This window comes from Streptomyces sp. NPDC020731 (assembly GCF_044334705.1).
Classification (GTDB): Bacteria; Actinomycetota; Actinomycetes; order Streptomycetales; family Streptomycetaceae; genus Streptomyces.
Genome location: NZ_JBIRTN010000014.1, coordinates 156,263 through 176,109, shown reverse-complemented (window position 1 = coordinate 176,109; position 19,847 = coordinate 156,263). Strand labels below are relative to the sequence as shown.

The window sequence follows — 19,847 nt, the reverse complement described above, 5'->3', positions numbered from 1 at the left end:
CGCCGTCCCGTCCGGGTCGCGGCTCGGCCGTCGCCCCCGGCGGGGCCGCTGACCCCACGGGGTTCCACCGCCCTTCCCCGGGGCGCTGCCCGCGGACCCTCGCTCCTCGAACGCCGGACGGGCCGAATCCGGCGGCCCGCGGTACGCGGGGTTCAGATACGCGGCGGGCGGGCTTCGTACGGCGTGGAGAGGACCACCGTCGTGCGGGTGGAGACACCCGCCAGGGAGCGCACGCGGGCGAGCAGTTCCTCCAGTTCGTGCGGTGTGGACACGCGTACCTTGAGGATGTAGTTCTCCTCGCCGGCGACGCTGTGGCAGGCCTCGATCTCGGGGGCTCCGGCGAGACGGTCCGCGATGTCGTCGGGGGCGCTGGGGTCGAAGGGTTTGACCGAGATGAAGGCGGTCATGGGCAGGCCGACGGCCTCCGGATCGACCACCGCGGCATAGCCGCGGATGACGCCACGCTGTTCCAGCCGGCGCACCCGCTGGTGCACGGCCGACGTGGACAGGCCCGTGGCCTTGCCCAGGTCTGTGTAGCTCATCCGCCCGTCCTTGACGAGCAGCTGCACGATCTGTCGGTCCAGCTCCTCCATGGCGCAAGAACCTACAGTGCGCTTGATCTCCTCGGATACCTGAGCCGCCCGGCTCATGCCCGGTTCGTGATGTTCCGGGGGCCGACGCGCGCGGTCCGGGGGGACAAAGCCCTCGCACGGGGCACCCGCACGTGGCATGTGACGAACGCCACACCCTTCGAGCCGTCTCCGTGATGTTCCCGTGATTACCCCGGAGGGGGGGCGGGAAGTGCTTGCTGTGGTCGAGGCCGCAGTGCCTTCACGGCCCAGCCCGAGGGGGAGAACCCAATGCAGAGTCTTAAGCGCCTTGGTCGTACCACGTCCAAGCGGCAGCAGCCGGTCGTCGAGCTCGATCCGGAGTACGTCGAACCCGACGCCCCGGACGAGGAACTCGACGCCTACGACACCTTCGAGATGTACCGGGTCGTCTGCCCGGACTGCGCGCAGCCCATCGCCCTGCTCGCGGACGAGGACGTCCTGCCGGAGCACGCGCTGTGCGCCTCGCCGTGGAACCCGTTCGGGCTCACGGTCTGCGCCGGCACCGGCCGCCGGGCCGCCGAGGCACGGCCGGCGGACGAGTCCGTCACTCCCCAGGAGCAGGACACCGCCCTGCTGTTGACGCTCCCCCAGGGACTCGACTGGCGCACCCAGCCCTTCTCGCACGTCGGCGGTCCGGGCTCGCGTCCGATCCGGATCCCGGCGATGCGGGACCACGCCGCCTGAGCACCCACCGGTAAGGGGGCGGCGCGGTCCGCCGCCCCCGTCCACGCGGGACGGCCGCGAACGCACGTCCTGTTCCGGGCTCGGTGACCCGTCCGGCCGCTCCCGCGTCACCCGGGCATGACGGCCCCCACGTACTCGACGACCGGGCGTCAACGCCGCGCCTTCGTGCCGCCGCCCGCCGAGGCGGTCTCACCCGCGCCGCCCCGGCTCCCGGATCCGCCGCGATCCGATGCGCACCTGGGCCGACCGGGGCCGCACACTGCCCGGGCGGCAGAACCCGGAGTGGACCCGGCTCACCGCGCCCTGGCGGGGCTGGTTCCCGTCGTCGAACTCCCGTCCGCCGCGCGGTGACGGGAGCCCGACCGGTTCAGCGGGTCTCCGGCCCCGCGAGGTGGCGGGCGATGACCATGCGCTGGATCTGATTGGTGCCCTCGACGATCTGCAGGACCTTCGCCTCGCGCATGTAGCGCTCGGCGGGGAAGTCCGCGGTGTAGCCGTAGCCGCCGAGGATCTGCACGGCGTCGGTGGTGACCCGCATCGCCGTGTCGGTGCAGTGCAGCTTGGCCATGGCGGCCTGCTTGGCGAACGGCCGTCCCGCGTCGCGCAGCCGGGCCGCCGCCAGATACAGCGCGCGCCCCGCCTCGATCTGCGTGGCCATGTCGGCGAGCATGAAGCGCAGTCCCTGGAAGTCGGCGATCGGCTTGCCGAACTGTCGCCGCTCGGTCGCGTAGCCGAGCGCCTCGTCCAGCGCCGCCTGGGCCAGGCCGATCGCGCAGGCGGCGATGCCGAGCCGGCCGCCGTCCAGCGCCGACAGGGCGATCGCGAAGCCCTGCCCCTCCTCGCCGACCCGTCGCGCGTCGGGGACCCGGACGCCGTCGAGATGGACCTGGGCGGTCGGCGAGCCCTTCATCCCCATCTTCTTCTCCGGCACGGCGGCGCTCAGCCCCTCGGCGTCACCGGACACCAGGAACGCGGTGATGCCGCGCGGGCCCTCCTCGCCGGTACGCGCCATGACGGTGTAGAAGTCGGCGATGCCACCGTGGGTGATCCATGCCTTGGTGCCGTTGATCACCCAGTCGTCCCCGTCGCGCACCGCCTTGGTGCGCAGGGAGGCCGCGTCGGAGCCCGAGGCGGGCTCGGAGAGGCAATAGGCGCCGAGCAGGCCGCCGCCGAGCATCGCGGGCAGATGCTCGGCCTGCTGCTCCTTGGCGCCGTAGGCGGCGAGCGCGTAGGAGGCCAGGGTGTGCACGCTGACACCGAGGCCGACGGTGAGGCGGGCCGCGGCGAGCTCTTCGAGGACCTGGAGGTAGACCTCGTACGGCTGGTCGCCGCCGCCGTGCTCGGAGTCGTAGGGCAGGCCGAGCAGGCCGGACTCGGAGAGCAGGGTGAACAGTTCGCGGGGGAAGCGTCCCGTGTCCTCCTCCTCGGCCGCCTGCGGGACGACCTCGCGCTGCGCGATGTCGCGGACGAGCGAGATCAGGTCCCGGGCCTCGTCCGTGGGCAATTGCCGGTCCACCGGCTGCGGGGCGCGGTCGGGCATGGCGACGCTCTCCTCCCTGTTCGGGCACATCGGCGTGCGCCTTGGGTGGGGGCGGCTCCGCCGGGGTCGTATCGGTGCCTGGCCGATGCTCGCACTCCCGGGTCTCGGAAGCTGCTGACCAGCGGCTGTGCGCTGCGAGTATGCCCGATCGGCTGCAGCAAGTCACTTGTTAACGACCGCTTACTCCAGGAAACCTTCCCTTGCCGGGATTGGTCCGCACCATTGGCCAACTGGTCTAGTCCTCCTAGTGTTTCGCCCCACACCGAGTCACCGCGTTCATGCCAAGCGGGACGCGGCCGGGCCCACCGCTCCGCACTCGGCGCTCGCCTCGTACGACGGCATCCCGAAGGCGGACTTCCACAGCTCGGCGACCATCGCGAAACTCAAGGGTCTCGGCATCCCCGCGTCCAAGCTGCTGCTCGGCATCGGCTTCTACGGCCGCGGCTGGACCGGCGTCGCGCAGTCGGCACCCGGCGGCACCGCGACGGGACCGGCGGCAGGCACCTACGGGCCGGGCACCGACGACTACAGGGTACTGAGGACCAAGTGCCCGGCGACCGGCACGGTCGGCGGCACCGCCTACGCCAAGTGCGGCAACGAGTGGTGGAGCTATGACACCCCGGCCACCGTCGCGACCAAGACGACCTACAAGGACCAGCAGGGTCTGGGCGGCACGTTCTTCTGGGAACTGAGCGGTGACACCGCGAACGGAGAGCTGATCAAGGCGATCCGGTAGGCCCGCGGGGGCGGGGGTGCCACGGGGGGACTCCCGCCCCCTGCCGCCGTCGGACCCGTCTCAGGCGTCGCGGCGGGCGGGCGCCGGGGCCGGATGGGCGGGATCCAGCTCCTCGATGGCGCGCATGGCCCCGCCGAGCGTCTTCACCAGCAGCTCGCTCATGGTCTCGCGGGAGAGTTCACCGCGGTCGATCCACGCGAGCGCGGCGCCCTCCACGCTGCACACCCAGGCCAGCAGCCCCATCCGCGCCACCGGTGCGATGTCCGTACGGCCGTAGGCGCCCTCGGCGATGGTCGCGACGATGGCCTCGCGCACCCCGTCCCGGATCGCGTGCACCTCGGTGTCGAAGCCGACGCCGCCGCTGACGATCGCGCGGTAGGCGGCCTGGTTGTGCTCGGCGTACCGCAGATAGCTGTCGATGGTGCGGTGCACCCGCTCCACGGACGGCAGCCCGGCCCCGTCCGCGGCGAAGGTGACCAGGCCGGCCACCGAGTCCTCGATGATCGCCAGGTAGTAACCGCGCTTGGAGTGGAAGTAGTAGTAGATCAGCCCCTTGGCGACCTGCGCCTGGCGTGCGATGTCGTCCATCGAGAGCGCGTCGTAGGACGTGTCCGCGAACAACCTCCGCCCGATGGCGATGAGTTCGGCGCGACGCGCGGACGAACGCTCGGTACCTCGCGCCGCGGGGCGTACGGCGGACTGCCGGCTGATGCTCAATTTCGACCCAGGTCTTCCTGCGGGCGGTGGGACATCCCGCCCGCAGTATGTCAGGTCGTCCGGAGGGCCCGGGCCGGTAGCTCCGTGACCTCGGGTTACAGCAGTCCCAGCTGGGTCACGAACATCGCGAGGACCACGACGAGGGTCCATCCCATGGCGTGTTCGAAGATCTTCGGGCCGTCCTCCCGGGGGCCGCCGGTGCGGGCGCGGGTGACGGTGGCTGCGTTCGTGGTCATGGCTTCTCGCTGGTCTCTGCGGTGCGGTGGACTCCCCCTGCGACGACATCCACCTTGCCACCGTGAGCGGCTTCTGCGGCCGAGAGGTCGGTCACACGCGCCGGCGGGCCCCGGTGGCCCGGGACCCGCCGGCCGGGCCGGCTCAGCGCACGCCCACCGCCGCGAGCGCCTTGCGCTGCCGCGGGGTCGGCCGGGCCGGGAAGTAGAGGTAGCAGACCCCTCCGGTGCCGGACGCCACCTTCCCGGAGGCGTTGTACCGCTTGGTCCGCAGCCAGATGTTCTCCCACTCGCGCCGCCGGTAGACACGGCGCACGGCGTCGTTGTCGTCCGAGGCGGGGTCGTTGGCGATCACGTCGCCGTCGGCGGTGAAGCCGATCACCGTCATCAGGTGCCCGGAGGTGCCGTACCCCGCCCCGGTCAGCTCCTCCTTCAGGAACGACTGCGACGTGATGGCCGGGATGCCCGCGGCGACCAGCGTCTCCAGGTCGGTGAGGGAACCGAGGCGGGTGACCACGCCCTGGAGGCCCTCGAAGGTGGCCGCGTAGGCGGCGTTGAAGGGCCAGTTGCCGCAGCCGGCGTACTGGTGGTCGAACGTGTACCGGGCCGCGTGGCAGATCTGCGGGTCGGCGTAGGACGGGTCGACCCAGGACAGCTGCTCCCGGGTGAGCCGCCCGCCCCAGTACTCGATGATCATCTGTGAGGAGGTGGGGCTGCACCAGGCCTCGCCGCCGTTGTCGTACTCCGGGTACTGGCCCTTGTGGATCTCCTGCGAGTAGCGCGGGACGATCAGCTCCTTGGCCGGGCCGGGCTCCGAGGCTGGGACGGTGAACCGGTCGGGGACGTCGGAGCCCATCGCGCCGAGCCGCCACACGGTCGGGGTGAGCCGGGTGCCGGGGCGGCGGTAAAGGGTCAGTCGCAGCCGGTACGAGACGACGCGCAGGCCCGAGGCCGCGTCGTCCACGGAGAGCGTGTCCGTCCAGACGGTGCTCTTCCCGTCGCTCTGCTCGTCCACCGAGGTGCGCCGGATGTCCTGGTCGCCGGCGGCCCAGCGGCCCATGACGTACCAGGGGGTGTCCGTGCCGTCGGAGTACGTGCCCTTCAGCTCGATCCGGAGCCAGGTGCCCTCGGGGGTGTGCGCGTTCCAGGAGGCGATCGCCTCCGTCGCCGGAACCCTGGGACGGTGCACGGGCGAGGTCCAGGTCGCGTACTCCCAGGCGGCCGTACGGCCGGTGTGCGGGTCGGTGTAGTCCGTGGTGCCGGCGGGCCTCGCGATCACGAGGCCGGGGCGGGCACCGGCGACGGCGCGGGTCCCGTCGGCGGTGCCACCGCGCCAGTCGGTGTACGAGGTCCAGGCCCGGTTGTCGACGGGGCGGGCGGCGGTCCGGCCGACGGTGTCGGCGGCGCGTCCGGTCGGGGTGCCGGCCGTCAGGGTGCCGGCGGACGCCGGGCCCGCGCTCCCGGCGACGGCGGCGACGACCGCGGCGGCCAGGAGGGATCTGCGGGACGGCAGTTCGGCTCTGCTCATGGGTGGAAGACCCCCAGGTGTCGGAGTCGGGACAGGACCAAAGCACGGCCGGCCGGATGGTGTACGTCCGCCGGATGGAGCGGGTGTGCGCCAACTATGAACGCAGCCGGGCGGATCCTGCCAGCACCCCGGCCATGCCGCGTCCGACCAACATGGGACTCGACCAATGGCGGAACCGGCGGTGGGCCTGTCCGGCCGAGGACCGGGGGCCTGTCCGTCCGAGGACCGGGGGCCTGTCCGTCCGGGCATCCGGGGCTTGTCCCTCCGGGGTTCGTCCCTCCGGGGACTCGTCCGTCCGGGGGCCTAGAGTGCTCCGGTAGGCCCTCCCCTTTCCCCGCCCCCCAGGAACCAGCCATTCACGATCTCGCCTCCCGTATCCGCCGGCTCGCCCCCTCGTGCGGCCCGGTCCGGCTCGTCGGTGTCGACGGGCACGCCGGCTCGGGGAAGTCGACGTTCGCCGTACGGCTGGCCGAGGCGCTGGACGGCGCTCCGGTGCTGCGGCTCGACGACATCGCCGACCACACCGAACTGTTCGACTGGACCGGACGGCTGCTGAGCCGGGTGATCGAGCCGCTCGGCCGCGGCGAGACCGCGCACTACTCCCCCTACGACTGGCGGACCCGCCGCTTCGGACCTCCCCGACCGCTGCCGCCCGCCCCCGTGATCGTCATGGAGGGCGTCGGCGCGGGACGCCGGGCCCTGCGCCCGTATCTGGCGCTGCTGCTGTGGATGGACCTCCCCCGGGAGGAGTCCTGGTCGCGGGGACGGGCCCGCGACGGAGCGGAGCAGCGGGAGTTCTGGGACGGCTGGGTCCGCGCGGAGCGCGAGCACTTCGCCGACGACCCCTCACGCCCCTTCGCCGGCCTTCTGGTGCGGCAGCGTCCGAAGGGGTACGAGCTGCTTCCCGGGCCTGTCGGGACGGGTGAACCACCCCCTCCACTCACGCAGGGTGACGGGCCACCCGCGTTGTGGTGAACCTGTGAAGAACGGTCCCGGACAAGTTGCCGGAGTGCCCCAACTCGGCTTGACCGGGGCCCCGTACAGGTCTTACGTTCTCAATGTGCGGCCCTTCGGAGCCGTCGGCAGACGCGAAGCCCCCGGTTGTTCCCCCGTGATCGGGGGCTTCGTTCTGCCCTCTTCGCGTTTTTCGGGCGCTCAGTGGCATATGACGATCACCCTGGGTCACCGCGCAGGGTCCGCGCTCCCCCCTCCCACCTCCTCCTTCGGCGTGCGCGGCACCCTACGGACGTGACGCCGCCGCAGGTACGATGCCCTCGGTGCGACCTACGGACGCTGCTTCGCGCACCTTGCAACTCCGGTCCGCGGCACAGCGGTTCGACCAACGGGAGCCGACGGGCGAGGGCCGGCCGGCACACCGACGGGGGCACGGTTCGTGGGGGACGTGATGGACTTCGGCACGCAGGGCCCGCAGGCCCCGGCCGACCTCGCCTGGCTGCGAGGCGTGGACGCCTACACGATGGGCGCCTATCCGCAGGCGGAGGAGGAGTTCCGGGCCGCGGTGCGGATCGACCCGGGGATGGCCGACGGCTGGCTGGGGCTGCACGCGCTGCGCGTCGACACGACGACCGCGCTGCTCAGGATGTTCCGGCACCGGGAACGCTTCGGCGAGCAGCGCACCCGGCACCGCCGCACCCTCAACTCCTGGTACTGGCTGGGCTGGTGGGTGCAGCCGGTGCTGGAGAGCCCTCGCGATCTGCTGCTGGCGCACGCCTCCCACTGGCTGGACGGCCGCCACGTCCCCGAGCTGGACCGGGCACTCGCCGGACTGCCCCCGGTCGACACCGATCCGCAGGTCCGCTTCCTGCACGCCTGCCGTGCCTACCTGGTCAAGGACTGGGAGCAGCTGGTCCGGCGCACGGACTCCCTCGTCGAGGACCCGATGCTGGGCATCGAGGCCGGCCTGTTCGGCGGCATGGCGCGGGTGCGACTGGAGATGTACGGGCAGGCCGAACCGCTGCTGTCGGCGGCGCTGATGCGGTGCCGCAGCGAACAGCCGCAGCGCAAGGAGCTGCGCTACTGGTTGGCCCGCGCCCACGAAGGGACCGGTCGCAGCGCCGCCGCGCTCCCCCTGTACCGGGCCGTGCACCGGGTCGATCCGGCCTTCATGGACACCTCCGCCCGGCTCGCCGCGATCGCCGAGGGCGACGGGTACGACGACTCCGCCGATCTCGCCGCGATCACGCTCACCGGGGCCGGGCAGGATGTCATGGACGGCCCCGACATGCTCGATCCGCTGTTCGGCACCGAGGGGCGTGACCTGCGGCTGCCCGAGCCCGAGTCCGTGCCGGGTCCCCTGCCTCCGGTCACCGCCGCGGGCGTACGGGAGCGGGCGGGCGCCGGGGCGTCACCGTTGCCCGCCGGGCCCACGGACCCCGCGTTACTGGAGGAGGCGCTCGCCGAACTGGAGCGCATGGTGGGCCTGGAGCCGGTGAAACGGCAGGTCAAGGCGTTGTCGGCGCAACTGAACATGGCGCGGCTGCGGGCCGGCCAAGGGCTTCCCGTGCAGCCGCCGAAACGCCACTTCGTCTTCTCCGGGCCGTCCGGGACCGGCAAGACCACGGTGGCCCGCATCCTCGGCCGGGTGTTCTACGCCCTCGGGCTGCTCGGCGGTGACCATCTGGTGGAGGCCCAGCGGGCGGATCTGGTCGGTGAGTATCTGGGACAGACCGCGGTGAAGGCCAATGAGCTGATCGACTCCGCGCTGGGCGGGGTGCTGTTCGTGGACGAGGCGTATTCCCTGTCCAACTCCGGGTACGGCAAGGGGGACGCGTACGGGGACGAGGCGCTGCAGGTGCTGTTGAAGCGGGCCGAGGACAATCGGGATCATCTGGTGGTGATCCTTGCCGGGTATCCGGAGGGGATGGACCGGCTGCTGGCCGCGAACCCGGGGCTGTCGTCGCGGTTCACCACGCGGGTGGACTTTCCCTCGTACCGGCCGCTGGAACTGACCTCGATCGGTGAGGTGCTGGCGGGGGAGAACGGGGATGTGTGGGACGAGGAGGCGTTGGACGAGCTGCGGTCGATCGCCGGGCATGTGGTGGACCAGGGGTGGATCGACGAGCTGGGGAACGGGCGGTTCTTGCGGACGCTGTACGAGAAGAGCTGCGCGTATCGGGATTTGCGGTTGTCGGTGTATCCCGGGGCGTTGACCCGGGATGATCTGGCGACGCTGCGGCTGCCGGATCTTATGCAGGCGTACGGGGAGGTGCTGTCGGGGCGGGGGCCGGCGGACCCTTCGTCCGGGTTGTGAGGCGCACGGCGTTGTGGCCGGCGTACGGGATTGCCGCCCGCCCCGCTGAAGGGGTGCCTCCCCCAGAGAGGAGGCACCCCGGCCCACCCGTGCCGCCCTGGGGGTACCTCCCGGCCCCTCAAGGCACTGGGGGAGGCACGACTGCCCGCAGCTGGGGCGGCGTGGCCGCCCCGGCCACGCCGCCCGCTGTCACGTGGCCATGGCCTCCTCCGGGGTTCCGCTCGCCCTCTGGGGTGTGACCGTCACCTCCCGGTGGGCCGGGTCCCGTACCTCGCCCACCAGGAGTTCCAGGACGTCCTCCAGGGCGGCCAGGCCCAGGACCTTGCCGGAGGCGTCGCAGACCTGGGCCAGGTGGGTCGCGGCCCGGCGCATCACCGTGAGGGCGTCGTCCAGGGGGAGCTCGGGGCGGAGGGTCGTCATCGGGCGCCAGAGGTGCTGCGGGACGGCGCGTTCGGAGTCCTCCAGGTCCAGTACGTCCTTGACGTGCAGGTAGCCCATGAAGGCACCGCTGTCCGCGGCCACCGGGAACCGGGAGTACCCGGTGCGGGCGGTGAGCTCCACGATCTGCCCCGGGGTGACCGCCGGCGTGACCGTCACCAGCGACCCGCGGTCCAGCAGAACGTCCGTCACCGGGCGGGAGCCCAGCTCCAGCGCGTCCTCCAGGCGCTCGGCCTCCTCGGGGTCGAGGAGACCCGCCTGGCCGGAGTCCTCCACCAGCCGGTTGAGTTGTTCGCTGGTGAAGACGGCCTCGACCTCGTCCTTCGGTTCGACGTGGAAGAGCCGCAGGATGGCCCGGGCGCAGGCGCCGAGCGCGATCGTGACCGGCTTGCACAGGCGGGCGAACCAGACCAGGCCAGGGCTCAGCCACAGTGCCACCTTCTCGGGGGCCGCCATCGCCAGGTTCTTCGGGACCATCTCGCCGATGACGAGGTGGAAGAAGACCACCGCGGCGAGCGCGATGACATAGCCGAGCGGGTGGATCATGCCGTGCGGCAGGTGCATCCACTCGAAGACCGGCTCCAGCAGATGGGCGACCGTCGGTTCGGCGACGGCGCCCAGGGTCAGCGAGCAGACGGTGATGCCGAACTGGGCCGCCGCCATCATCTGCGGCAGGTGCTCCAGGCCGTACAGCACCTGGCGGGCGCGGGCCGTGCCGAGCGGTTCGATCTGGCTGCGGCGGACCGAGACGAGTGCGAACTCGGCACCTACGAAGAACCCGTTGGCGAGCACGAGCAGCGCGGCGAAGAGGAGTTGCAGCACGCTCATCCGGCCACCTCCACCAGGGGCAGCGGGGCCGTTCTGATCAGGCGGACGCGTTCGGCGCGGTAGTGGCCGACCCGGCGTACCGACAGCCGCCAGCCGGGCAGTTCCGCGCGGTCGCCGACGGCCGGGATCCGGCCGAGCAGATCGGCGACCAGGCCGGCCACCGTCTCGTACGGGCCCTCGGGCGCCTCCAGGCCTATGCGCAGCAGGGTGTCGACCCGGACGCCGCCGTCGACGTCCCAGGCGAGGTTGCCGTCCTCGGGCGGGGCGGGGGCGAGTTCGGGGACGTCCTGTCCGTCGTGCTCGTCGCGCACCTCGCCGACGATCTCCTCGACGATGTCCTCCAGCGTGACGACGCCGGCCGTGCCGCCGTACTCGTCGACGACGACCGCGATGGGCTGCTCGCTGCGCAGCCGCGTGAGCAGCGGCCGCACGGGCAGGGTCTCGGGGACGAGCAGCGCCGGGCGGGCGATGCGGCCCACGGGGGTACGCAGCCGGTCGTGCACGGACACCGCGAGGGCGTCCTTGAGGTGCACCATGCCGACGATCTCGTCGATCCGCTCCCGGTAGACGGGGAAGCGGGACAGACCGGTGGCCCGGGTCAGGTTGACCACGTCCTCGGCGGTCGCCGAGGACTGCAGGGCGCTGACCTTCACGCGCGGCGTCATGACGTGCTGTGCGGTCAGTTCACCGAGGGACAGGGTGCGGACGAAGAGGTCCGCCGTGTCCTGTTCCAGGGCGCCGGCCCGGGCGGAGTGCCGGGCCAGGGAGACGAGTTCGCCGGGGGTGCGGGCGGAGGCCAGTTCCTCGGCGGGCTCGATGCCCAGGGCCCGCACCAGGCGGTTGGCCACGGCGTTCAGCCCGGCGATCACCGGGCGGAAGAGCCGGGCGAACGCGTGCTGCGGGCCGGCCACGAAGCGGGCGACCTGCAGGGGGCGGGACACCGCCCAGTTCTTCGGCACGAGTTCGCCGATCACCATCTGCACCGCGGAGGCCAGCAGCATGCCGACGACGACGGAGACACCGGGGACCGCGCCCTCGGGGACGCCGATGCCGGTGAAGGGGCCGTGCAGCAGTCCGGCGAGCGCCGGCTGCGCCAGCATGCCGACGACGAGGGAGGTGATGGTGATGCCGAGCTGGGTGCCGGAGAGCTGGAAGGAGAGCTCCCTGAGCGACTCGACGACCCGGCGGGCGCGTCGGTCACCGCCCGCGGCGGCCCGTTCGGCGTCCGGTCGCTCGACGGTGACCAGGCCGAACTCGGCGGCCACGAAGAATCCGTTGGCCAGGATCAGCAGGAAAGCGGCTGCGAGAAGCAGCAAGGGGGTGGTCATGATGCCGCCGCCTCCGCATGCGCGCGGACCTCGTGGAACGGGTCCGCGCTATGTCGGCAGGGGGCGGCGCAGGTACTGCAGGACGATCCGTCCATCGCCGGAGAGGGTCACTCCTCGGGTAGCTGGGGCCCCTGTGCACCGGGCGGGGCGGCAGGGGCGAAAGGCGCGGTCGTCGTGCCTTTCGCCCACCAGATTAATCAAGACATGGGCGACTGCGGCAGGTGACGTTCCCGACGCTTCCCGGAGCCGGTCCCCGAGCCGCCCCGGAGGGGCGGCCCCGAGTCAGCTCCGGGGTGTCCCGGGCCCGGCCGTGGAGCGGGCCTCGGCGAGCGCCCGCAGGGCCCGCGCGTCGGCGATGGCCCGCTGTCTGGCGATGCCCGGCTGGATGCCGAGCGCGGGCAGGCTGGTGCCGTCACTGAGGTCGAGGAAGACCCAGGGATCACCGGGACGGAGGTTCACCCGAAGGATCTCCGCCCATTCCAGGCGGCGCCGGCTCACGATGTTGACGACGGTGACGCCCGCCTCGTCGGCGGTGACCTTCGGCCGGGCCAGCAGGAACAGCACGCCGGCCAGCAGCGCGGCGGTGAACACGAAGCTGATCCGCTCCCCCGGACCGAGCTGGTCCAGCAGCAGCGCGATCAGGGTGATGACCGCGAAGAGCGCGGTGCCGGCCGTGAGCAGCACCACGCGGGTGCGGCCCGGGCGGAAGGTGACGGGCAGTTCGGGCAGTCGGCCCGTGGTCGCGTCGGACATGGTGATGCTCCGGGCCCGGTCAGAGGCGGCAGGCGTGGATGGCCGTGGTGAGGATGGCGCGGGCGCCGATGTCGTACAGGTCGTCCATGATCCGCTGTGCCTCCTTGGACGGGACCATCGCGCGGACGGCGACCCAGCCCTCGTTGTGCAGCGGGGACACGGTGGGGGACTCCAGGCCCGGGGTGAGGGCGACGGCCTTCTCGAGCTGTTCGACGCGGCAGTCGTAGTCCATCATCACGTACGTCCGGGCGACCAGGACGCCCTGGAGGCGGCGCAGGAACTGCCGCACCTTGGGCTCCTCGCCGTCCGCGCCGGTGGTGGGGGTCTCCCCGGGCGAGTGTGTTCGAGCCCGGGGGAGGATGACGACGGCCTCGGACTTCATGATCGGCTCGCCGACGACCTCCAGGCCGGCGTTGCGCAGCGAGGTGCCCGTCTCGACGACGTCCGCGATGACCTGGGCGACACCGAGCTGGATGGCGGTCTCGACGGCGCCGTCGAGGTGGACGACGGAGGCGTCGATGCCGTTGTCGGCGAGGTGCGCCGCGACGATGCCCTCGTACGAGGTGGCGATCGTCTTGCCCGTCAGGTCCGCCAGGTCGCCGATGGTGCCCGGCTTGGTGGCGTAGTGGAAGGTGGAGCGGGCGAAGCCGAGGGGGAGGATCTCCTCGGCTTCGGCGCCGGAGTCGATCAGCAGGTCGCGGCCGGTGATGCCGATGTCGAGCTGCCCGGAGGCGACGTAGATGGCGATGTCGCGGGGGCGGAGGTAGAAGAACTCGACCTCGTTCGTCGGGTCGACGGTCCGCAGTTCCTTGGACTCGCGGCGCTGCCGGTAGCCGGCCTCATGCAGCATCTCCCCCGCGGGGCCTGACAGGGAACCCTTGTTGGGGACGGCGATGCGCAGCATGAGGTCGGCTTCCTTCGTGTGGAGGGTGTGTCGCGAACGTAAGGGTTTACAGGTGGGCGTAGACGTCGTCGAGGGAGATGCCGCGGGCGACCATCATCACCTGGACGTGGTAGAGCAGCTGCGAGATCTCCTCGGCGGCCGCTTCCTTGCCCTCGTACTCGGCGGCCATCCAGACTTCGGCGGCCTCCTCGACGACCTTCTTGCCGATGGCATGGACGCCCTTGTCGACCAGCTCGGCGGTGCGGGAGGTGGCGGGGTCCCCGTGGGCGGCCTTGTGCTGGAGCTCGGTGAAGAGCTCCTCGAACGTCTTCTTGGACATGGTGCTCCTCACCCTACGCGGTGACGGGGACTGCTCAGCGCCAGGGTTCGGACACCGAACGCAGGCAGGCCGCGGTGGCCACCGCCGCGGTGACCGCCTCGTGCCCCTTGTCCTCGCTGGAACCGGGCAGTCCGGCGCGGTCCAGGGCCTGCTCCTCGTTGTCACAGGTGAGCAGACCGAAGCCGACGGGGACGCCGGTGTCGACCGAGACCTGGGTGAGGCCCTGGGTGACGCCCTGGCACACGTAGTCGAAGTGGGGCGTGCCGCCCCGGATGACGACACCGAGGGCGACGACCGCGTCGTAACCGCGGCCGGCCAGGACCTTGGCGACGACCGGGAGTTCCCAGCTGCCGGGCACCCGGAGCAGGGTCGGCTCGTCGATGCCGAGGTCGTGCAGGGCGCGCAGGGCGCCGTCCACCAGTCCGTCCATCACCTTCTCGTGCCACTGCGCGGCGATGACGGCGACCCGCAGGTCCCCCACGTCGCGTACGGACAGTTCCGGTGCACCCTTGCCGCTCACGTCTCTCCTCGCTGGTTCTCGTTACTGGTTGCCGCAGGCGGGCACGGTCGGCGTGTCCAGCCAGGGCAGGTCGTGGCCCATCCGGTCCCGCTTGGTGCGCAGGTAGCGGAGGTTGTGCTCGCTCGCGGTGACGGGCATCGGCTCGCGTGCGGTGATCTCGATGCCGTGCCGGGCGAGCGCGTCGGACTTGTCGGGGTTGTTGGTCATCAGGCGGGCGCCGCGGACGCCGAGGTCGGCGAGGATCTGCGCGCCTGCGCCGTAGTCGCGGGCGTCGGCGGGCAGGCCGAGTTCGAGGTTGGCGTCGAGGGTGTCCCGGCCGCGCTCCTGGAGTTCGTAGGCGCGCAGCTTGGACATCAGGCCGATGCCGCGTCCCTCGTGGCCGCGCAGGTAGACGACCACGCCCCGGCCCTCGGCCTGGATGCGGTCCAGGGAGGCGTCGAGCTGGGGGCCGCAGTCGCAGCGCCGGGAGCCGAAGATGTCGCCGGTGAGGCATTCGGAGTGGACGCGGACGAGGACGTCCTCGCCGTCGCCGATGTCGCCGTGGACGAGGGCGACGTGCTCGACGCCGTCGGCGGTGGAGCGGTAGCCGTACGCGGTGAAGGTGCCGTGGGAGGTGGGCAGATGGACCTCGGCCTCGCGGCGGACGGTGGGTTCGGCGGAGCGGCGGTAGGCGATCAGGTCCTCGATGGAGATGATCGTCAGGCCGTGCTTGCGGGCGAACGGGATCAGCTCGGGCAGCCGGAGCATGGTGCCGTCCTCGCCGGCGATCTCGACGATGGCGCCGGCCGGGCGCAGGCCGGCGAGGCGGGCGAGGTCGACGGCGGCCTCGGTGTGGCCGTTGCGCACGAGGACGCCGCCGGGGCGGGCGCGCAGCGGGAAGATGTGGCCGGGGCGGACGAAGTCGTCGGCCTGCGCGGTGCCGCTCGCCAGCAGCCGGAGCGTGGTCGCGCGGTCGGCGGCGGAGATGCCGGTGGTCACGCCGTGGGCGCCCGAGCCGTCCACGGTGACGGTGAACGCGGTCCGCATGGACTCGGTGTTGTTCTCCACCATCAGCGGGATGCCGAGCCTGTCCAGCTCCTCGCCCTCCATGGGGGCGCAGATCATGCCCCGGCACTCGCTCATCATGAAGGCGACGATCTCGGGGGTGACCTTCTCGGCGGCGACGACGAGGTCGCCCTCGTTCTCGCGGTCCTCGTCGTCGACGACCACGACCGGGCGGCCGGCCGCGATGTCGGCGACGGCCTGCTCGACGGGGTCGAGCATGAGGTCTTCGATGCCGTCGGTGCTGTACAGGATCGGTGCCGTGCTCATGCGGGCGCTCCTTCCAGAGTGGGCCGCGCGTCGCGGGAGCGCAGCCACCAGTCGCGCAGTCCCCACAGGACGAGCGCGCCGTAGATGACGTAGACGAAGCCGGAGAAGGCGAAGCCGTTGGCGAAGTTCAGGGGGACGCCGACGAGGTCGACGAGCAGCCAGGCGAACCAGAACTCGACCATGCCGCGGGCCTGCGCGTACATGGCGACGATCGTGCCGACGAAGATGTAGGCGTCCGGCCAGGGGTCCCAGGACAGGGACGGGTAGAGGGTGAACAGCCCGCCGACGGCGAGGGTGCCGACGGCCGCGGCGCCCACGAGGAGGAGCCGTTCGAGGTTGGTCGCGAACCGTACGGCGATGGAGCCGTCCTGCGCCTGTCGCCGGCCGCGGTTCCACTGCCAGAAGCCCCAGGAGGCGACCAGCATGACGACGATCTGCTTGCCGGCGCTGCCCGAGAGGTGGGCGGTGGCGAAGGCCGTGAAGAGGATCAGGCCGGAAACGAACTGGGCGGGCCAGGTCCAGATGGAGCGGCGCCAGCCGAGGGCGAGGGCGATCAGACCGATCACGTTGCCGATCATGTCCGACCACTTGATGTGCTGGTCGAAGAGGGTGAAGGCCTCGGAGTTGAGCCAGTTCACCGGGGAGCCCCCTCACCGGTGGCGCGGTCGCCGAGCATCCGCTCGACGTACTTGGCGATGACGTCCACCTCGAGGTTGACCGGGTCGCCGGGCTGCTTGGTGCCGAGCGTGGTCAGGGCGAGCGTGGTGGGGATCAGGCTGACGGTGAAGAAGTCGGGCCCGGCGTCGACGACGGTGAGGCTGATGCCGTCGACGGTGATGGAGCCCTTCTCCACGACGTAGCGGGAGAGGTCGGCGGGGAGGGAGATCCTCACGATCTCCCAGTTCTCCGACGGCTCGCGCCCGAGGATCTCGCCGGTGCCGTCGACGTGTCCCTGGACGATGTGGCCGCCGAGGCGGGAGCCGACGGCCGTGGGGCGTTCGAGGTTGACGCGGGAGCCGACGGCGAGGACGCCGAGGCTGGAGCGCTTCAGGGTCTCCGCCATCACGTCGGCGGTGAACTCGTCGCCCTCGTGCTCGACGACCGTGAGGCATACGCCGTTGACGGCGATGGAGTCTCCGTGCTTCGCGCCTTCGGTGACGACGGGGCCTCGCAGCCGGAAGCGACAGGCGTCGTCGAGGGTCTCGACGGCGGTGATCTCGCCCAGCTCTTCGACGATTCCGGTGAACACTTCCCGGGTCCTCCTGCCTCTTCGGGCACGGACTCCGGGGCTGTCGATGACGACAGAAACCGCGGACGGGGACACCGGGAGCGACGCCGGACAGAGCTCGCCCGATGGCGAACCGGTACGGCGGCGCGCATGGATGCCCGCCCGCCGCGCACTGCCTCCCATCCGGACTTTAACCGTCGGTCCAGGAATTTCACCTGGTCAACCGGTCGCTGGAGGCGACCGGGTCGCGGACTGTAACCGCCGGTTCGGACTTTCACCGACCCCGGAGTGCGCTGCTACTGGTACGGGGCCAGTGTGCCACGACCGGCCGCCCTCCATGCGGGCGAGGGGTGTGGGGTGGATCACAGGAAGTGACGTGGAGAGTGCCGAGGGTCGCGCGAGGAGCAACTCCCCTGCGGTGACGCTCCCTTGACGACCCGCCGAATTGGTCCATACCTATTGACGCTTTGGTCTAGTCCTCTTAGGGTCCGAGCCAACTTCCGTGGAGAGGAACCCACTGTGCCGTCCCCCTCACGCCCCGGAGCGAGACCCGCGCTGCTCGCCTCCGCCGCCGTCGCCGGCCTGCTGCTCGCCGCCCTCCCGGCCACCGTCTCGCACGCCGCCGACCAGGAGTCCTGTCGTCCCGACGGGCTGTACTCGACGCCGGGCGTCGAGGTCCCGTACTGCTCGGTCTACGACTCGGCCGGCCGGGAGAGGATGGGCGCCGACCACCAGCGCCGGGTGATCGGCTACTTCACCGGCTGGCGCACCGGCAAGGACGGGAAGCCCGCCTATCTGGCGTCCGACATCCCGTGGGACAAGATCACCCACATCAACTACGCGTTCGCGCACATCGACAAGGGCAACAGGATCTCCGTCGGCGCGGACGGCGCCGCCAACCCGGCGACCGGGATGACCTGGCCGGGCGTGGCCGGTGCGGAGATGGACCCGCAGCTGCCCTACCAGGGCCACTTCAACCTGCTCAACAAGTTCAAGAAGCAGCACCCGGACGTCAGGACGCTGATCTCGGTGGGCGGCTGGGCCGAGACCGGCGGCTACGTCGACGACAGCGGCGACCGCGTGGACTCCGGCGGCTTCTACTCGATGGCCACCAACGCCGACGGCTCGGTCAACCAGGCCGGCATCGACACCTTCGCCGACTCCGCGGTCGACTTCATCCGGACGTACGGCTTCAACGGCGTCGACATCGACTACGAGTACCCGACGACGATGAAGGACGCGGGCAACCCGCTCGACCATGCCTTCGCCAATGCCCGCCGGGCCGGGCTGGTCAAGGGCTACGCGGCGCTGATGAAGACGCTGCGCGGGAAACTGGACCGCGCGGGAGCGGCCGACGGCAGGCACTACGTGCTGACGGTGGCGGCCCCCTCGTCCGGCTATCTGCTGCGCGGCATGGAGACCTTCCAGGTCCAGAAGTACCTGGACTACGTCAACATCATGTCGTACGACCTGCACGGCGCCTGGAACGAGTACGTCGGCCCGAACGCCTCCCTCTTCGACGACGGCAAGGACGCCGAGCTGGCCGCCGCGGGTGTCTACACGACCTCGCAGTACGGCGGGACCGGCTATCTCAACACCGACTGGGCGTACCACTACTTCCGGGGCTCGATGCCGGCCGGCCGGATCAACATCGGACTGCCGTACTACACGCGCGGGTTCAAGAACGTCACCGGCGGTACCGACGGGCTCTGGGGCAGGGCTCCCTCGACGAACTGCCCCGCCGGTTCCGGACTGACCAGGTGCGGTGACGGCGCGACCGGGATCGACAACCTCTGGCACGACCTGGACACGGGCGGCAAGGAGTCACCGGCGGGCTCCAACCCGATGTGGCACGCCAAGAACCTGGAGAAGGGCGTGGTCGGGGACTACGTCACCGATTACGGCTTCCCGGCCGACACCGGGCTGACCGGGACCTACGCCCGCAAGTACGACTCCACGCTGGTCGCGCCCTGGCTGTGGAACGCCGAGAAGAAGGTGTTCCTGTCCACCGAGGACGAGCAGTCGGTGAAGGCCAAGGCCGACTACGTGGTGGACCGCGGCATCGGCGGCACGATGGTGTGGGAACTGGCCGGCGACTACGGCTGGAACGCGGCCGAGGGGCAGTACGAGCCGGGCTCCACGCTGACGACGGCGATGTACGAGAAGTTCAAGTCGGCCTCCCCGTACGGCGCGACGCGCGCGACGACCGAGATGCCGTCCGAGGCGCTGGACATCGGCGTCGACTTCGGGCAGTTCCCGCTCGGCGACTCCAACTACCCGATCAGCCCCAAGCTGAAGATCACCAACAACACGTCGACGGCCCTGCCCGGCGGCACGGAGTTCCAGTTCGACTACGCGACCTCGGCTCCCGGTAACGCCAAGGACCAGTCCGGCTGGGGCACCACGGTGATCCGCTCCGACCACACCGGCAGCAACGCGGGCGGGCTCAAGGGCGACTACCACCGGGTGTCGCTGAAGCTGCCGGCCTGGCAGTCGCTGGCGCCGGGCGCGTCGGTGGAGCTGGACTTCGTGTACCACCTGCCGGTGTCGACGCCGTCGAACTGGACGGTGACGTTCGGCGGGAAGACGTACGCCCTGGCCGGGGACCTGGCGCGCGGGACGACCGTGGGGGAACCGGGTGGGGGCACCCCGACGGACCCGACGACGCCGCCCGGTGGGCCCGGCGACTGCGCGGCCCCGGCCTGGGACGCCTCGGCCGCGTACGGCGGAAGCAGCGTGGTGTCCCACGAGGGCCACGTCTGGAAGGCGCAGTGGTGGACGCAGGGCGAAGAGCCCGGTACCACCGGCCAATGGGGGGTGTGGCGGGACCAGGGGGCCTGTTGACCCTCGTGGACCGGCCCGGCGGCGGTGACGACGGCCCTTGCCCGCCGCCGGGCC

18 protein-coding genes, 1 pseudogene and 1 riboswitch are annotated in these 19,847 nt (G+C 71.5%); of the genes and pseudogenes, 5 read left to right on the top strand and 14 right to left on the bottom strand.

All coding sequences use genetic code 11. The features are described 5' to 3' along the window. Positions 1 to 152: 152 nt before the first annotated feature. Complete coding sequence (locus tag ACH4VX_RS22650) at positions 153 to 593, bottom strand: Lrp/AsnC family transcriptional regulator (protein WP_398369512.1); 441 nt, start codon at positions 591 to 593, stop codon at positions 153 to 155. Positions 594 to 860: 267 nt separating this feature from the next. Here ACH4VX_RS22650 and ACH4VX_RS22645 point away from each other — a divergent pair, with 267 nt between their 5' ends. Further along, on the top strand, positions 861 to 1,295 hold the full coding sequence (locus tag ACH4VX_RS22645) for a hypothetical protein (RefSeq protein WP_398369510.1): 435 nt from the start codon (positions 861 to 863) through the stop codon (positions 1,293 to 1,295). 367 nt (positions 1,296 to 1,662) lie between these two features. Here the strand turns inward: ACH4VX_RS22645 and ACH4VX_RS22640 are convergent, their stop codons facing one another. Next, positions 1,663 to 2,835 (bottom strand): acyl-CoA dehydrogenase family protein, encoded by a 1,173-nt coding sequence (locus ACH4VX_RS22640; RefSeq protein ID WP_398369508.1) that lies wholly within the window; start codon positions 2,833 to 2,835, stop codon positions 1,663 to 1,665. A gap of 289 nt (positions 2,836 to 3,124) precedes the next feature. Here ACH4VX_RS22640 and ACH4VX_RS22635 point away from each other — a divergent pair. Continuing rightward, positions 3,125 to 3,571 (top strand): annotated as a pseudogene (locus tag ACH4VX_RS22635) (glycosyl hydrolase family 18 protein); the annotation flags it as partial. A gap of 60 nt (positions 3,572 to 3,631) precedes the next feature. On the opposite strand, the gene ACH4VX_RS22630 reads toward ACH4VX_RS22635, so the two are convergent. From ACH4VX_RS22630 to ACH4VX_RS22620, 3 genes are all read right to left on the bottom strand, one after another. Then, positions 3,632 to 4,288, bottom strand: a complete 657-nt coding sequence (locus tag ACH4VX_RS22630) for a TetR/AcrR family transcriptional regulator (RefSeq protein WP_398369507.1) — start codon at positions 4,286 to 4,288, stop codon at positions 3,632 to 3,634. 95 nt (positions 4,289 to 4,383) lie between these two features. Beyond that, complete coding sequence (locus ACH4VX_RS22625; protein ID WP_398369505.1) at positions 4,384 to 4,524, bottom strand: SCO1431 family membrane protein; 141 nt, start codon at positions 4,522 to 4,524, stop codon at positions 4,384 to 4,386. Positions 4,525 to 4,666: 142 nt separating this feature from the next. Then, entirely contained in the window at positions 4,667 to 6,049 is a 1,383-nt protein-coding gene (locus ACH4VX_RS22620; RefSeq protein WP_398369503.1) for a peptidase C39 family protein, read from the bottom strand. Between the two features lie 354 nt (positions 6,050 to 6,403). On the opposite strand from ACH4VX_RS22620, the gene ACH4VX_RS22615 reads away from it, so the two are divergent. Next, positions 6,404 to 7,024, top strand: coding sequence for a uridine kinase (locus ACH4VX_RS22615; RefSeq protein WP_398369589.1), 621 nt, complete (start codon positions 6,404 to 6,406; stop codon positions 7,022 to 7,024). Between the two features lie 430 nt (positions 7,025 to 7,454). After that, positions 7,455 to 9,320, top strand: coding sequence for an AAA family ATPase (locus ACH4VX_RS22610; protein WP_398369501.1), 1,866 nt, complete (start codon positions 7,455 to 7,457; stop codon positions 9,318 to 9,320). A 189-nt stretch (positions 9,321 to 9,509) separates the two neighbouring features. Here ACH4VX_RS22610 and ACH4VX_RS22605 read toward each other — a convergent pair whose 3' ends face one another. The 9 genes from ACH4VX_RS22605 to ACH4VX_RS22565 all read right to left on the bottom strand — a co-directional run bounded on the left by ACH4VX_RS22605 (position 9,510) and on the right by ACH4VX_RS22565 (position 16,970). Then, on the bottom strand, positions 9,510 to 10,586 hold the full coding sequence (locus ACH4VX_RS22605) for a hemolysin family protein (RefSeq protein ID WP_398369500.1): 1,077 nt from the start codon (positions 10,584 to 10,586) through the stop codon (positions 9,510 to 9,512). Continuing rightward, positions 10,583 to 11,914 (bottom strand): hemolysin family protein, encoded by a 1,332-nt coding sequence (locus tag ACH4VX_RS22600; protein WP_398369499.1) that lies wholly within the window; start codon positions 11,912 to 11,914, stop codon positions 10,583 to 10,585. The genes ACH4VX_RS22605 and ACH4VX_RS22600 overlap by 4 nt, the downstream gene beginning before the upstream one ends. A 282-nt stretch (positions 11,915 to 12,196) precedes the next feature. Next, the gene (locus ACH4VX_RS22595; RefSeq protein ID WP_398369497.1) at positions 12,197 to 12,667 is read right to left on the bottom strand and encodes a PH domain-containing protein; all 471 of its coding nucleotides are present in this window, start codon (positions 12,665 to 12,667) and stop codon (positions 12,197 to 12,199) included. Positions 12,668 to 12,686: 19 nt separating this feature from the next. Next, positions 12,687 to 13,571 (bottom strand): ATP phosphoribosyltransferase, encoded by an 885-nt coding sequence (hisG, locus tag ACH4VX_RS22590; RefSeq protein ID WP_398369495.1) that lies wholly within the window; start codon positions 13,569 to 13,571, stop codon positions 12,687 to 12,689. A gap of 46 nt (positions 13,572 to 13,617) precedes the next feature. After that, positions 13,618 to 13,890 (bottom strand): phosphoribosyl-ATP diphosphatase, encoded by a 273-nt coding sequence (locus ACH4VX_RS22585; protein ID WP_004990764.1) that lies wholly within the window; start codon positions 13,888 to 13,890, stop codon positions 13,618 to 13,620. Between the two features lie 34 nt (positions 13,891 to 13,924). Next, complete coding sequence (gene ribH, locus ACH4VX_RS22580; RefSeq protein WP_217129953.1) at positions 13,925 to 14,410, bottom strand: 6,7-dimethyl-8-ribityllumazine synthase; 486 nt, start codon at positions 14,408 to 14,410, stop codon at positions 13,925 to 13,927. Positions 14,411 to 14,431: 21 nt separating this feature from the next. Further along, a complete protein-coding gene (locus ACH4VX_RS22575; RefSeq protein ID WP_398369493.1) occupies positions 14,432 to 15,721 on the bottom strand; it encodes a bifunctional 3,4-dihydroxy-2-butanone-4-phosphate synthase/GTP cyclohydrolase II in 1,290 nt (429 codons plus the stop codon). Further along, on the bottom strand, positions 15,718 to 16,359 hold the full coding sequence (locus tag ACH4VX_RS22570; protein WP_398369491.1) for a nicotinamide riboside transporter PnuC: 642 nt from the start codon (positions 16,357 to 16,359) through the stop codon (positions 15,718 to 15,720). The genes ACH4VX_RS22575 and ACH4VX_RS22570 overlap by 4 nt, the downstream gene beginning before the upstream one ends. Next, entirely contained in the window at positions 16,356 to 16,970 is a 615-nt protein-coding gene (locus ACH4VX_RS22565; RefSeq protein WP_398369489.1) for a riboflavin synthase, read from the bottom strand. The genes ACH4VX_RS22570 and ACH4VX_RS22565 overlap by 4 nt, the downstream gene beginning before the upstream one ends. Before the next feature lie 144 nt (positions 16,971 to 17,114). Continuing rightward, a riboswitch (FMN riboswitch) is annotated at positions 17,115 to 17,245 on the bottom strand. 223 nt (positions 17,246 to 17,468) lie between these two features. Here ACH4VX_RS22565 and ACH4VX_RS22560 point away from each other — a divergent pair. Continuing rightward, the gene (locus tag ACH4VX_RS22560) at positions 17,469 to 19,793 is read left to right on the top strand and encodes a chitinase C-terminal domain-containing protein (protein WP_398369487.1); all 2,325 of its coding nucleotides are present in this window, start codon (positions 17,469 to 17,471) and stop codon (positions 19,791 to 19,793) included. Positions 19,794 to 19,847 lie beyond the last annotated feature (54 nt).

Coding starts and splice junctions, on each gene's coding strand:
- ACH4VX_RS22600 (WP_398369499.1), bottom strand. CDS start 11,914: ATGACCACCCCCTTGCTGCTTCTCGCAGCCGCTTTCCTGCTGATCCTG.
- ACH4VX_RS22575 (WP_398369493.1), bottom strand. CDS start 15,721: ATGAGCACGGCACCGATCCTGTACAGCACCGACGGCATCGAAGACCTC.
- ACH4VX_RS22620 (WP_398369503.1), bottom strand. CDS start 6,049: ATGAGCAGAGCCGAACTGCCGTCCCGCAGATCCCTCCTGGCCGCCGCG.
- ACH4VX_RS22640 (WP_398369508.1), bottom strand. CDS start 2,835: ATGCCCGACCGCGCCCCGCAGCCGGTGGACCGGCAATTGCCCACGGAC.
- ACH4VX_RS22645 (WP_398369510.1), top strand. CDS start 861: ATGCAGAGTCTTAAGCGCCTTGGTCGTACCACGTCCAAGCGGCAGCAG.
- ACH4VX_RS22585 (WP_004990764.1), bottom strand. CDS start 13,890: ATGTCCAAGAAGACGTTCGAGGAGCTCTTCACCGAGCTCCAGCACAAG.
- ACH4VX_RS22650 (WP_398369512.1), bottom strand. CDS start 593: ATGGAGGAGCTGGACCGACAGATCGTGCAGCTGCTCGTCAAGGACGGG.
- hisG (WP_398369495.1), bottom strand. CDS start 13,571: ATGCTGCGCATCGCCGTCCCCAACAAGGGTTCCCTGTCAGGCCCCGCG.
- ACH4VX_RS22610 (WP_398369501.1), top strand. CDS start 7,455: ATGGACTTCGGCACGCAGGGCCCGCAGGCCCCGGCCGACCTCGCCTGG.
- ACH4VX_RS22595 (WP_398369497.1), bottom strand. CDS start 12,667: ATGTCCGACGCGACCACGGGCCGACTGCCCGAACTGCCCGTCACCTTC.
- ACH4VX_RS22605 (WP_398369500.1), bottom strand. CDS start 10,586: ATGAGCGTGCTGCAACTCCTCTTCGCCGCGCTGCTCGTGCTCGCCAAC.
- ACH4VX_RS22625 (WP_398369505.1), bottom strand. CDS start 4,524: ATGACCACGAACGCAGCCACCGTCACCCGCGCCCGCACCGGCGGCCCC.